We start from the raw sequence: 13,606 nt of genomic DNA, 5'->3' as shown, positions 1-13,606 counted from the left end.
TAGGAAATTGTCATGACGAGCCTGACCACAAATACAGTCTCAACGTATTGCGCATACTGTGGCGCCCCGATTTGCTTAGTGATCGATCACTCCATTGAAAACCAAGAGTACATTGAAGACTGCGAGGTTTGCTGCCAACCTTTAGTGGTGAATGTACACATCCATGACGATGACAACATACACTGTAAAGTAAAACGGGAAGATGAGTAACGTATAGTAGAGGAATACTCCACTCACCCCAAAAATGACCAAATGGTCACGCTTTATAGTTTACAAGCACGTGTCAAACGTTACATTTATCTTAACGTCGATGAATGCATGATCAACACAATAAGAATACTCACGTGCCATAGCAACTCGGCACACCTCCAACTCATTCGATTAACCACCCGATGGTGCATAACGTAAGTTATACGATAATAATAATTGGACACCGTATTCAACAAAATGGAAGGCATCATCATCCACAAGCTTTTCCAAAAAGTAAGCACACACTTGCTTTCAAATAATAAAAAATAACAACTGAGGCTCAACGGCAGTACACAACACTAATTACAGCTGCCGCATAATAAGAAGGAAACACTATGACTTTGTATTCGCGTTTAACCCAAACCCTTTCCGATACTTCGGGCACACCATTCACTACTCGTAAGTACAATACCAATCGTAAGTACAATACCACTCTTAAGTACACTGCCCCCAAGTTGTTGGCTTGCGCCATTGCTACCAGCCTGCTCGTCGCTTGTGGAGGCAGCGATGTGGAATCCAGCGCACCGGAAGTCCCTGTTGCTTCAACCGACAGCGATGCACCCTCTGCTGTGTTTAATCTGGCCACACGCAGTTTTCCACTCGCCATCGACTTATACGGCTTCGACGATGATGGCACCATTTCACTGGACGACAACAGTAACCCGGTGACCATTGGCCTCAACCAAATCGATGGGTTTTCCACCACATCCGCTATTGATATCTATTTCGAAGCCGAACTTAATCCCGATACCGTCGCGGCTTTCGGCAATGTTTTATTAATCAACGCCGCCACGGGTATACCTGCCCCCATTCAAGCTCAGGCGCTAACGTTAGGTAGCGGCGAGCCCATTATTCGTATTAACCCCACCATGCCGTTGGATTCGTCCACTCAATATCTCGTCGTGTTGGGCGATAGTATTCAAACCTCATCAGGCGAATCGATCGATATGCCTGAAGATTTCAAGTTCGCCGCCTCTTCGGATCTCTCATCCAGTGATCCCACCGACAGCACAATTCAAGCACTCTCCGCCATTCAGGCATGGATTGCAGCCGGAGAAAACACACTGAGTTCCGCAAATAGCCCTGATGGATTGGCTTTGGCCTACACCTTTACAACAGCAAGCAATACCACACTTACCAGTGTTGCCAGCAGCTCTGAACACGTTGCTCCGCGCACCATTAACTGGATCGACCTTGATGGTGGCGCAAATAATACGATCGGAGGGGCACCGTTTTTCGCAGATGCTGCCGGTGATACAGTCACCATGGTCTACCAAGGGCAAATCGCACTTCCTCAGTACATGGGGGAACTCAATACCAACCCAGCATTAGACCCCTTCTGGACTAACGCCAACGGTAACATCAGCGGAACCAACCCGTTACCCGAGATGGTAGCCACTGAATACGCTCCCATTATGATTACCCTACCCGGTGATTACTCTGCGGGTGGAGGCAACGACTGCACCTTATTGCCGAGCTACCCTGTGGCAGTATTCGTACACGGCATTACTTCCAATCGCAGCGCCAGCTTAAATTGGGCACAAGCACTGGCTTCCAATGCCTGTACAGCCACCGTGGTCATTGACCACCCTCTTCATGGCATGGCCCCCCTGTCCACCGATCGTAATGGCAATCCCGTTATCTCGACTCTCACCTCAATTTTATCGGTAAATGCTGCTGAGTTCGCCACTAATGGGACAAGCTCGCCTTGGGCAGCAACGGTAGGCGCACTTTTGCAGGGCGGTGATACCACCTTTGCCAACCTCGCCGAACGCCACGACAATGTCACCCGAGATGCCACCGGTGCACGAGTTAGCATGACATTTGGTGACACAGTAGAAACCTCCGCAGGCCAATCCGGTGACAATTTTATTAACCTGATCAACTTTGCGCGCGCACGGGATAATCTCCGTCAAGCGGCGTTGGATCAGTTCAATGTATTGGCCAGCTTGCAAACGATCAGCATCAACGGCAAAGGACTGAATACCGATAGTGTTTCTATTATCGGGCATTCCTTAGGAGGCATTGTGGCCACCTCTGTCACCGCCGCCGTCAATAGCGATACCGCACAAGCCGCTAATGATCAGTTACCTCAAATACAGAACTTAATCGTAGGTAACCCCGGTGGGCAGATTACGAAGCTACTCGAAAACTCTCCTGCCTTTGGCCCAACCGTCGTCGGCGGCCTTGCCGCAGCGGGCGTGACACAAGGTACCTCAAGCTATGAGTCTTTCTTGCAAGTACTCCAAGCGATGCTCGATACCGCTGATGCCATCGCCTCACCTGGCCTGAACGGAACACCAACGCTGATGTACGAAATGGTGGGTGGCGCGGCCATTGCCAGTGGCGCCAGCTTATCGGATGGGCTGCAAGCGCTCTTCAGTGGAATTTACCCACCGGATCACACTGTGCCTAACTTCAGTTATTTCGGAGTAGAAGACAGCATGAACCCTTACGGTGGCGGAATTGCGGATGCCATAGGCTTAACCTCAGGCTTAACCACTGCGTTTTCACCTTTGGCAGGCAGCACCCCGCTGTCTGAAGTGCTAGGACTAGAGGTTGTAAACCAAAGCAACACCACTCCAACCTCCACCGCTCTAGTGGTGAAAATGCAAAGCGGCACTCACTCCACCTTTGCCGCAAACGATGATATGGCGGCCTTCGCAGAAATCATTGGCCAATCCCTGACCTTTATGAATGGGGCGTTTACAGTGACGAATACTTCTGTATTGGCAGAATAAATACAGACGTTGTTAGAGAGCTAAAACGAAAAAAGAGCCCAACGAGGCTCTTTTTTTATGCTTTCGATTCTTATTTCCTCTATTTATTCTCCCGAGTTTTGCTCCTGTAAATACTTCAGCAAGCGTGCCCTTAAGGCCGGTGGCACGTTTGTGATGGTAATGCTGTCTGTGGCCTTGTCATACATAATCGACTCACCTAAACAATCTGAAGAAAAACTCATGCTCAACTGATCATTTCTCCCTGAGAAACGCACGTATTGCCGCAAAACGGATCGGTCTGGAATTAAGGTTGCCTTCGGTTCAGGTTGTTTTGCCATGACGTAATCGACCAAAGCGCTAGGCTCTTTGTCATCGACAAATTGAGAGAGCGCTTCATACTCAACTTTTTCTCCGCGCTTATCATGCTCAACACAATACTCCACTACTTTTTGGCGATATTGCTTGGCGTCTTCTTCGGGTAATGAACGAGAAAAGTCCTCCACAATCGAAAGAAACTCTTCTGTATCTTCACTGGTATTAACCGTATTGGTGAAGCCAATCCAATGGGATAAGACATCACTTAAGTCTTTGTCACCACGAGCTCGCATTTGTGAAACACAACCCAACTCATTCGGATCTTGCAACCATTCTGTGACATTCACTTTCACCCCCCAACGCAGCTGTTTTACGTCGATAAAGCGAGATGACTCTAACGCCAAATTTGGTGTGAAAAATAAGCCTTCGTTATGCTCGACAAGCAAAAGATAAAAGAAATCTTCATTGGCCAACATTTCACTGAAAAACACAAAAAAACCCGAAAGCGGTAACTCCACATTTTGTAATTCCGACTTCAGAGCCGCCATCGCTTTACGAGAAAACTCCGTAAACGACAGCTTCTCTTCATGAACTTCTCGAAGCCACTGAGACAGCTGCGCCTTATCCAGCTCGCCGGTAAACGTGCCGTGGGATTTTCCCGCTTTTTGCACAAAGGTCAGCTTTAATTCACGCAGTAATTCTTGCTGGCGGCCGTTCAGTTCCGTTTCACGTTCTCCCGCAACCAGCTGAATGGGTGCCGTATCACCAGCACGTTCTAATTGATGAGCAATAAAATTTTGAAAAGACACAATAAGATAAACCGAGAAAAGACGATAAATGAATATGATCGAAAGTGACTCACATCATATCGCATACAGTGAGCACAATAAAAAAGCCCAGTCACAATCTACTGGGCTTTTTCTGCAGGCTTAATAACAAGATTTCTTAGACGAAACCGACAGTATTATTCTTCCGCTGGCGCACTTTCTGCTGCACTGTCTAATAAAGGCTTCAGTTCGCCGCTTTCATGCATTTCAGTAATAATATCGCATCCGCCCACGAGCTCCCCTTTAACCCACAACTGCGGGAAAGTCGGCCAGTTACCATACTGAGGAAGGTTGGTACGAATATCAGGGTTACTGATCACATCTACATACGCGAAACGCTGACCACAATCCATAATCGCCTGAGAGGCGCGCATAGAGAACCCACACTGTGGTGCGTTAGGGGAACCTTTCATGTACAAAATAATGGTGTTTTGCTCGATTTGGCCTTTGATGGTTTCCATGATATCCATGCAGTGATTCACCTCATTCGTGTTAATACTTGACTAAATTGATCGGTTATTGAAACCAAGTATACCTCGTTCCCGAAAAACTCCCTAGCCTCAAGCCATATCAATTTGCGCCATGATCTGAAAAGTCCGTATAGCACCTGAAAAGCGCCAGCCAAATCATTGCCAGCATGAGCCTAAATGGCTATATTGATTCCTTTACAGGCAGCTTTCGCTGCCTGTTTTCGTTTTTGCGACTCTAATTATGAAAATGATCGATATTGGAATATCAACAGTGGCAATAGCAAAAGTCAGTAAGAAACATTAAGAAAGAGGTGTATAGCACTATGTCGACTGAAACAGCATTAATGAATACCTACGGTGAAAGAACCACTACTTTTGAGCGCGGTGAAGGCGCTTATTTGTGGGACAACCGAGGTAATCGATACATTGATGCGCTCAGTGGCATTGCCGTATGCGGTTTGGGCCACGCCCACCCTGCCATCACCGCTGCCATCAGCGAACAAGCGGGTACCTTGGTACACACCTCAAACCTCTTCTTAACAACACCACCCATCCGTTTAGCAGAAAAGCTAACGGCACTCTCTGGCATGAGTAACGTCTTTTTTTCCAATTCTGGGGCAGAAGCCAACGAAGCCGCCATTAAAATTGCCCGCAAATATGGCCACTCGAAGGGAATTACCGACCCACAAATCATCACGATGGAGGGTAGCTTTCATGGCCGGACCATGGCCACTCTGACCGCAACGGGCAATCCCAAAGTCAAAACCGGGTTTTCTCCGTTAGTCAGCGGCTTTCTTCACGCACCTTTTAACGATGTTGAAGCGGTTGAAAAAATTGGCTTCAGTAACAGCAATGTTGTCGCCATTATGGTGGAACCCGTTCAAGGGGAAGGTGGCATTCGAATTCCCGATGAAGGCTATTTAAAAGCACTTCGAGCTTTGTGCGATCAAAACGATTGGTTGCTCATTGTCGATGAAATTCAAACCGGGAATGGCCGCACGGGCACCTATTTTGCCTACCAGGCCGAAGGCATCCTGCCTGATGTCGTCACCACGGCAAAAGGATTAGGTAACGGAATGCCCATTGGCGCTTGCTTAAGCCATGGCAAAGCCGCCGAGGTTTTGCAACCGGGGAATCACGGATCAACATTCGGCGGTAATCCATTGTGCACCGCTGCCGCACTCAAAGTCATCGACCTCATTGAGTCTGAACAACTTTGCCAACGAGCGCACTCGCTCGGTGTCGATATGCTCCGCACGCTAAAGGCAGAACTGGGTCAACTCGATTATGTAAAAGACATTCGCGGCTGTGGCTTGATGATGGGTATTGAATTAACCCTCTCTTGTGCAGACGCTGTGGAAATCGCTAAAAATAACGGCGTCATCGTGAATGTGACCGCCGGCAATACGATTCGCTTACTCCCTCCACTCATCCTAAGTGACGAGCAAGCCAACGATATCGTTAACCGAGTGTGCGAAACGGTACGCTCACTCGGCTGATCTTAACTACATTCATTACACACTACATTACACAGTAACATCAGAGCCTTTTTTGGAAGGCTCTATCAGACAATCCGTGCAGTCAAACATTACCTTTACCATTAACGTTATTGTTAATCATTGAGTGGGCTGCAAGCTTCACTTACTGCACGACGAAGACACAGAGGTTTATTATGGCAACTCGACATTTTCTTACGCTTCTCGATCTCACTCCGGCTGAACTGCATTCTGTGATTCACCGAGCCATAGAGATGAAAGCTGAACTGCGCGAAAACCGTGCTGGCGAGCCTATGAAAAATAAGGTACTTGGGATGATTTTTGAGAAATCGTCCACTCGAACTCGAGTGTCGTTTGAAGCCGGTGCAGCACAAATGGGGGGTCATGCGATCTTTTTGTCTTCCAAAGACACCCAACTAGGCCGGGGTGAACCGATTGAAGATTCCGCCCGGGTAATTTCACGCATGACGGACATCGTGATGATTCGTACTTTTGGCCACGATGTGGTGGAACGTTTTGCTCAGTACAGCCAGGTACCGGTGATTAATGCATTGACCGATGATTATCATCCCTGCCAATTACTGGCCGACATGCAAACTTTTCAAGAGCACAGAGGCAGTATTCAAGGTAAATCTGTCGCCTGGGTCGGTGATGGCAATAATATGTGCCAGTCTTACATCAATGCCGCACGCCAGTGGGATTTCGAATTACGTATTGCCACCCCTGAGGGCTTTGAGCCTAACGCGGAATTAATTGAAGCCAATAAAGATCGCATCGTACTTTGCTCTACAGCTCAAGAAGCAGTGAAAAAGACTGATTTAGTGGTGACCGATACTTGGGCCTCGATGGGCCAAGAAGAGGAAAAACAAGTACGTGAAGCAGCGTTTGCTCATTTCCAAGTTAATGAAACCTTAATGAGTGAAGCAAATTCGGATGCGCTCTTTATGCATTGTCTCCCCGCGTACCGAGGCATGGAAATCTCTGAAACTATGTTGGATGCGCCTCATTCTGTTGTATGGGACGAAGCGGAAAACCGACTACACGCACAAAAAGCCTTGATGGAATTTTTACTTGAGCACTAATCCTGCCTTGATGATCGTCACCCGGCATAATAGCCTTAGCCCGACATTACCTTGGGGTATGTCGGGCAAACCACCCTCCCCCTAAATCAGCCGTATTTCAGCTACAACAATTCAGCAACAACAATTCATCTACAACAAAAGCAAGATACAACTACTAACATACCTTCTCTATCGTTGAGTAACACATACTTATGAGCTTTCTGCACCTTAGCAATATTTCCTGTCAGCACCAGCGCACCAAAGTGGTCGACTGTCTGAATATCGAACTTGCCGAAGGAGACATTGCTTGCTTGTTGGGGCCGAGCGGCTGTGGAAAAACTACAATCCTCCGCGCGATTGCTGGTTTTCATCCACTTTCAGAAGGGGAAATTCGTCTCGCTAACCAAAAGTTATCCACACCCCAGGGTATGCTGGCACCAGAGAAGCGAGGTGTCGGAATGGTCTTTCAGGATTACGCCCTGTTTCCTCACCTCAGCGTCTCAGACAATATCGCTTTTGGGCTCAAGCCTCTTCCACATGACCAACAGAAACGCATCACGACTGAGCTATTAACCCTCGTAAAACTCGAGAATATGGGCGAACGTTACCCAGATGAACTCTCTGGTGGACAACAACAACGGGTTGCCTTGGCACGAGCATTGTCAACGGAACCCAGCTTGCTTCTATTGGATGAGCCTTTTTCGAATTTGGATGTTGAACTACGACGATTACTTGCGGTTGAAGTACGAAGTATTCTTAAGCAACGTGGCATAACCGCCATTATGGTGACACACGATCAAGAAGAAGCATTTGCTTTTGCAGATAACATTGGTGTTATGAACCAAGGTACGTTGTGCCAATGGGATACACCTTACAACCTCTACCATGAACCCAATAACCGATTTGTGGCGAGCTTTATTGGACAAGGTGCCTTCTTACCAGGCCGCACGAACAGCGCCACTGAAGTCACTACCGAACTTGGCACCTTTAAAAGCAAACACTCACACTGGCATAAAGACGCCAATGTGGAAGTATTATTTCGTCCAGATGACGTGCTTCATTCTCCCGAAAGCCCAATAAAAACCATCGTACAGGACAAAGCCTTTACCGGTGCGGCAACACTCTACACGCTATCACTCCCCTCCGGAAAGAAGGTTCTTGCCAACTTCTCCAGCCACCATGATTACCCTATTGGTGAAACAGTGGGAATCAACATTGATGCTCAGCACCTTATTGTGTTTCCTCAATCCACCATCGATATTGAGTAGGTTGATTCGCGTCTTATCACATAAGCACCTAGGCTTAAGAGCAGACAAGACAAGCCACCTATTCTTATTCAGAACAGGTGGCACAGGACCCATAAAAATCCGACATCAAAATAACAAAATAATATATCTACAAAGAAGAATGAACGCAGATTTTGAATCGCCTTATGCCAATGCCTAACAGATAAGTAGTCACTGACCTCCTGCTCTATCACATTTTATCCACAAGAAATCACCAACTTGATGACCTTGAAAATCCGACAAAACCCTATATCCTGTTATCAAAGGTTAAGCATACCCCTATATGTTGGGTTTTAAGGTGTTCTAGGCTCTACAAAGAGAGAGCCCTCCAGCCAGTGGCCATTGTCACTCCCTGTTAGCACAGGGGGGCAGAACAAAAATAGAGCGCCATTGACTACCAAGTACACCGCAATCATGACCATTTCACTCTAATGCTAAAACCAATTATTGCTATGACAGTATTTGTCCACGGTCACTGTTGTACACCTTTACGGTGCGCCTATGACGATGTTGTCGATATCGAAAAGGCCATGCCAGTGACACATACCCGTCACAATAGCGTCCTCGACGTTCGTGTTTAACGCAGCAATAACTCTTTAGCACTGATATACATTTTTACAGAATCACAGCCACCCAGTCGTTCGCGGAGACGTCAATGCAAACCGAGACGGAAGTCAATACTTCTTCACCTGTTACTACCCCTTCAGAATCAGCAGCACCAAGCCAAGTAATCGCTACAGCCCCAGGCAAACTGCGCGTTATTAAACGCAATGGCACGGTTGTGCCGTACGACGAAAGCAAAATTGCCGTCGCAATGACAAAAGCCTTTTTGGCTGTGGAAGGCGGTACCGCTGCCGCTTCCAGCCGTATTCGCGAAACGGTTTCCTCTTTATCAGAGCAAATCACCTCCACATTTATGCGTCGTATGCCCTCTGGCGGCACCGTCCACATTGAGGACCTTCAAGATCAGGTAGAGCTCGTTCTCATGCGCTCTGGCGAACACAAAGTGGCACGAGATTACGTTCTCTACCGTGAAGAACACGCTCGTCTAAGAGCCGAACGTGCCGAAGATGTCACGACCTCAGAACCCCAGCCCGATGAAAAATACGGCACCATCATGGTCACCATGCCAGATGGCCGCAAAGAGTCGTTGAACATGCACCGCATTCGCACCGTGGTGCAAGAAGCGTGTGAAGGCTTAAAAGAAGTCGACGCTGAGGCTATCTTGAGCGAAGCCATGCGTAACTTGTATGACGGCGTTAACCTGGAAGATGTCAACACCTCACTTGTGATTACCGCTAGAACCTTAGTGGAACAAGAACCCAACTATACCTATGCCACCGCGCGTTTACTCTTAGACAAACTCAGAGCCGAGGCCCTCTCTTTCCTTGGGCTCGCCGAGCAAGCCACCCACCACGAGATGGAAAGCCTTTACGCAGATGTCTTGCCTGTGTACATCAATAAAGGCATTGAGCTCGAACTCGTTGACCCAGAATTAGCAACCTTTGACCTTGAGCGATTAGGTGCAGCATTAAACCACCACGGCGACGAGCAATTTACCTATCTCGGCCTACAAACCTTGTACGACCGTTACTTTATCCACAGTGATAATGTTCGCTTTGAGTTGCCACAAATTTTTTACATGCGTGTTGCGATGGGGCTCGCACTGCGTGAAGACGACAAAAATGCTCGTGCGATCGAGTTCTACAACTTGTTGAGCTCCTTTGATTACATGAGCTCTACCCCAACGTTATTTAACTCGGGCACCCTACGCCCACAACTGTCATCGTGCTATCTCACCACGGTCCCTGACGATTTACACGGTATTTACGGCGCCATTCAAGACAATGCCATGTTGTCCAAATTTGCCGGCGGACTGGGTAACGACTGGACTCCTGTTCGCTCACTGGGTGCGTATATCAAAGGCACTAACGGAAAATCTCAAGGTGTTGTCCCCTTCTTGAAGGTTGCGAACGACACTGCCGTTGCCGTCAACCAAGGAGGTAAGCGCAAAGGCGCCGTGTGTGCTTACCTCGAAACCTGGCACATGGACATCGAAGAATTCCTTGAGTTGCGTAAAAATACCGGGGATGACCGCCGCCGCACCCATGATATGAACACCGCCAACTGGGTGCCAGATTTGTTCATGAAGCGCGTCTTCGAAGATCAACAATGGACACTGTTCTCTCCAAATGAAGTGCCGGACCTGCACGATTTAGTCGGCCCCGCCTTTGAAGCGCAATACGAAGAGTACGAGCGCAAGGCCGACGCCGGCGATATTCGCTTATTTAAGAAAGTTCGTGCCCTAGACCTATGGCGCAAAATGCTTGGTATGCTCTTTGAAACTGGCCACCCGTGGATCACGTTTAAAGACCCCTGCAACATGCGTAGCCCTCAGCAGCATGTCGGTGTAGTGCACTCGTCCAACTTGTGTACCGAAATCACTCTCAATACCAAAGCTGGCGAAGAAATTGCCGTGTGTAATCTGGGCTCGGTCAACCTCGCTCAACACGTTGTCGAGGGTAAGCTTGATACCGACAAGCTCAAGAAGACCATTAAAACAGCAGTCCGTATGCTCGATAATGTCATCGACATTAACTACTACGCCGTCGATACCTCAAGGAACAGTAACGCGAAACATCGCCCAGTTGGCCTTGGCTTAATGGGCTTCCAGGATGCACTCTACCGCCAAAAAATCTCTTACTCTTCAAATGAAGCAGTGGCGTTTGCAGATTACTCAATGGAACACCTCAGTTACTACGCGATTGAGGCTTCCTGTGAACTGGCCAAAGAACGTGGCAGTTACTCCACTTTTGAGGGATCGTTGTGGCACAAGGGCATCTTACCCATCGACTCACTGGAAAACATGGTCAAAGCGCGTGGTGAGAAGTACATTGAAGTCGATACCTCTCGCACCCTCGACTGGGACAGCTTACGCTCCCGCGTCCAAAAAGACGGTATGCGCAACTCCAATGTGATGGCCATTGCGCCAACCGCAACGATTGCGAACATCACCGGGGTATCACAATCCATCGAGCCGACCTACCAAAACCTGTATGTGAAATCGAACCTTTCGGGTGAGTTCACTGTAGTCAACCCGTATTTGGTTCGCGACTTGAAAGAACGTGGCCTGTGGGACAGTGTGATGGTCAACGACCTGAAATACTACGAAGGCTCTGTTCAACAAATTGACCGTGTACCGGCAGATTTAAAAGAATTGTACAAAAACGCCTTTGAAGTGGAACCACGCTGGTTAGTCGATGCCGCCAGTCGCCGCCAAAAGTGGATTGATCAGGCCCAAAGCTTGAACCTTTACATTGCTGGCGCCAACGGGAAAAAACTCGATATTACCTACCGTATGGCCTGGTTCAGAGGGTTAAAAACTACGTACTACTTGCGTGCATTAGCGGCGACCACTACGGAGAAATCCACGGTAAATACCGGAAGCTTAAATGCCGTCTCTGCGAGTGGAGCCAGCAATGGCAGCGCAGCAAAAGCGGAATCCACACCAGCTCCTTCAGAACCGGTTGCGGCAAACGTACCGAAAGCCTGCTCTCTGGATGATCCGGATTGTGAAGCCTGCCAATAATTGCGGCAAAACCGAATACGATTAACGTTTAAGCGTACCGATTCTCGGGGGAGAGCGTCTCAGCAGCAACTGCTGCGAAGACTGAGTACCGACTGCAGTGATGCCCTTTTCGCTGCAGTCGGTTTACTCCAGTGCGCATTCGTTATCAATGGAACCATTAAAAACGCATTATCAGTAGAGGAACCAACCTCATGTTAAGTTGGGACGATTTCGAGAAAGAAGATCAAGCAACACCCACAGCCGTCACGCAAACCAAATCTGCCACAGAGGCACCAGCACCTGTGGCAACTGCAACTCAAAATACACGTGCGCAAGAAGAATCACTTGTACAACCAGAGCGCTCGGAAACTCAAGGCACGCCAATTAGCCAAAATGGGTCTTCAGCAAATGGGTCTTCGACAAATAGCGTATTGGAAAAAGCCCGTGCAGCCTTAGCCAAGCTTGATCCCGCACCGGGCTTGGAAGAATTAGAATTGGGTGCCGCTCGTATCGAAGTGGACGACAAGCGCATGATTAACTGCCGTGCCGATCTCAACCAGCTTGTCCCGTTCAAATACGATTGGGCATGGCAAAAATATTTGGATGGCTGTGCCAACCACTGGATGCCACAAGAAGTCAACATGACCGCCGACATCGCGATTTGGAAAAGTGCCGATGGCCTCACCGAAGACGAACGTCGTATCGTGATGCGTTCATTGGGTTACTTCTCTACCGCAGACAGTTTGGTGGCCAATAATTTGGTACTAGCGATTTATCGATTGGTCACCAACCCAGAATGTCGCCAGTACATTTTGCGACAAGCCTTTGAAGAAGCCATTCATACCCACGCCTATCAATACTGTATTGAGTCTCTGGGTATGGACGAAGGTGAAGTCTTCAACATGTACCGCGAGTTGCCGTCTGTCGCCAACAAAGCGGCATGGAGCATTAGCCATACTCGTGGTCTGTCTGATCCGACCTTCCAAACCGGCACCACAGAAAGCGACCAAGAGTTACTCCGTAACTTAGTGGGTTTTTATGTGGTCACTGAAGGGATTTTCTTCTACTGTGGATTCACTCAAATTTTATCCATGGGCCGTCGTAACAAAATGACCGGTGTTGCAGAACAATTCCAATACATTCTGCGCGATGAATCCATGCATTTGAATTTTGGAATTGATGTCATCAACCAAATTAAATTGGAAAACCCACACCTTTGGACGCCTGAGTTTAAAGAAGAAGTGACCCAAATGATTTTAGAAGGCACTGAGTTAGAAATTCAATATGCTCGCGACACTATGCCAAGAGGTGTTCTGGGTATGAATGCCGCGATGATGGAAGAGTACCTGCAATTTATTGCTAACCGTCGCTTGGCACAACTTGGCTTACCAGAGCAATTCCCTGGCGTCCAAAACCCCTTCCCATGGATGAGTGAAATCATGGACTTACGCAAAGAGAAAAATTTCTTTGAAACCCGTGTGATTGAATATCAAACAGGCGGCGCATTAAGCTGGGATTAATTAACCCTTACTATTTTTCTTTGTTATAAAACTCTAAAAAAGCCGACAGTCATACTATCGGCTTTTTTAGTAATTAAAGCTCTGATTTTATTCC

At 47.9% G+C, this 13,606-nt stretch carries 9 protein-coding genes; 7 read left to right on the top strand and 2 right to left on the bottom strand.

Features of this window, described 5'->3' with window-relative positions; genetic code table 11:
* The first annotated feature begins 12 nt into the window (after nucleotides 1–12).
* Both LU351_RS00450 and LU351_RS00445 read left to right on the top strand, forming a co-directional pair.
* Nucleotides 13–210 carry a CPXCG motif-containing cysteine-rich protein gene (locus LU351_RS00450; protein ID WP_232592023.1) on the top strand — a complete coding sequence of 66 codons (198 nt, stop codon included), beginning with the start codon at nucleotides 13–15 and terminating at the stop codon, nucleotides 208–210.
* Nucleotides 211–584: 374 nt separating this feature from the next.
* Nucleotides 585–2,990: an Ig-like domain-containing protein gene (locus tag LU351_RS00445; RefSeq protein WP_232592022.1), complete on the top strand. Its 2,406-nt coding sequence runs from the start codon at nucleotides 585–587 to the stop codon at nucleotides 2,988–2,990.
* An 83-nt stretch (nucleotides 2,991–3,073) separates the two neighbouring features.
* On the opposite strand, the gene LU351_RS00440 is transcribed toward LU351_RS00445, so the two are convergent.
* The gene (locus LU351_RS00440) at nucleotides 3,074–4,093 is read right to left on the bottom strand and encodes a nucleoid-associated protein (RefSeq protein ID WP_232592021.1); all 1,020 of its coding nucleotides are present in this window, start codon (nucleotides 4,091–4,093) and stop codon (nucleotides 3,074–3,076) included.
* A gap of 155 nt (nucleotides 4,094–4,248) precedes the next feature.
* Nucleotides 4,249–4,581 carry a Grx4 family monothiol glutaredoxin gene (grxD, locus tag LU351_RS00435; protein ID WP_232592020.1) on the bottom strand — a complete coding sequence of 111 codons (333 nt, stop codon included), beginning with the start codon at nucleotides 4,579–4,581 and terminating at the stop codon, nucleotides 4,249–4,251.
* 323 nt (nucleotides 4,582–4,904) lie between these two features.
* On the opposite strand from grxD, the gene LU351_RS00430 reads away from it, so the two are divergent.
* The 5 genes from LU351_RS00430 to LU351_RS00410 all read left to right on the top strand — a co-directional run bounded on the left by LU351_RS00430 (nucleotide 4,905) and on the right by LU351_RS00410 (nucleotide 13,512).
* Nucleotides 4,905–6,080 carry an acetylornithine transaminase gene (locus tag LU351_RS00430; protein WP_232592019.1) on the top strand — a complete coding sequence of 392 codons (1,176 nt, stop codon included), beginning with the start codon at nucleotides 4,905–4,907 and terminating at the stop codon, nucleotides 6,078–6,080.
* A 173-nt stretch (nucleotides 6,081–6,253) separates the two neighbouring features.
* On the top strand, nucleotides 6,254–7,159 hold the full coding sequence (gene argF / locus LU351_RS00425; protein WP_232592018.1) for an ornithine carbamoyltransferase: 906 nt from the start codon (nucleotides 6,254–6,256) through the stop codon (nucleotides 7,157–7,159).
* Between the two features lie 191 nt (nucleotides 7,160–7,350).
* Nucleotides 7,351–8,406, top strand: coding sequence for an ABC transporter ATP-binding protein (locus tag LU351_RS00420; protein WP_232592017.1), 1,056 nt, complete (start codon nucleotides 7,351–7,353; stop codon nucleotides 8,404–8,406).
* Between the two features lie 673 nt (nucleotides 8,407–9,079).
* Nucleotides 9,080–12,013, top strand: coding sequence for a ribonucleoside-diphosphate reductase subunit alpha (locus LU351_RS00415; protein WP_232592016.1), 2,934 nt, complete (start codon nucleotides 9,080–9,082; stop codon nucleotides 12,011–12,013).
* Between the two features lie 191 nt (nucleotides 12,014–12,204).
* Nucleotides 12,205–13,512, top strand: coding sequence for a ribonucleotide-diphosphate reductase subunit beta (locus LU351_RS00410; protein ID WP_232592015.1), 1,308 nt, complete (start codon nucleotides 12,205–12,207; stop codon nucleotides 13,510–13,512).
* Nucleotides 13,513–13,606 lie beyond the last annotated feature (94 nt).

This window comes from Marinibactrum halimedae, assembly GCF_021234875.1.
Classification (GTDB): Bacteria; Pseudomonadota; Gammaproteobacteria; order Pseudomonadales; family Cellvibrionaceae; genus Marinibactrum; species Marinibactrum halimedae.
This window is presented reverse-complemented; position numbering and strand designations above follow the sequence as displayed.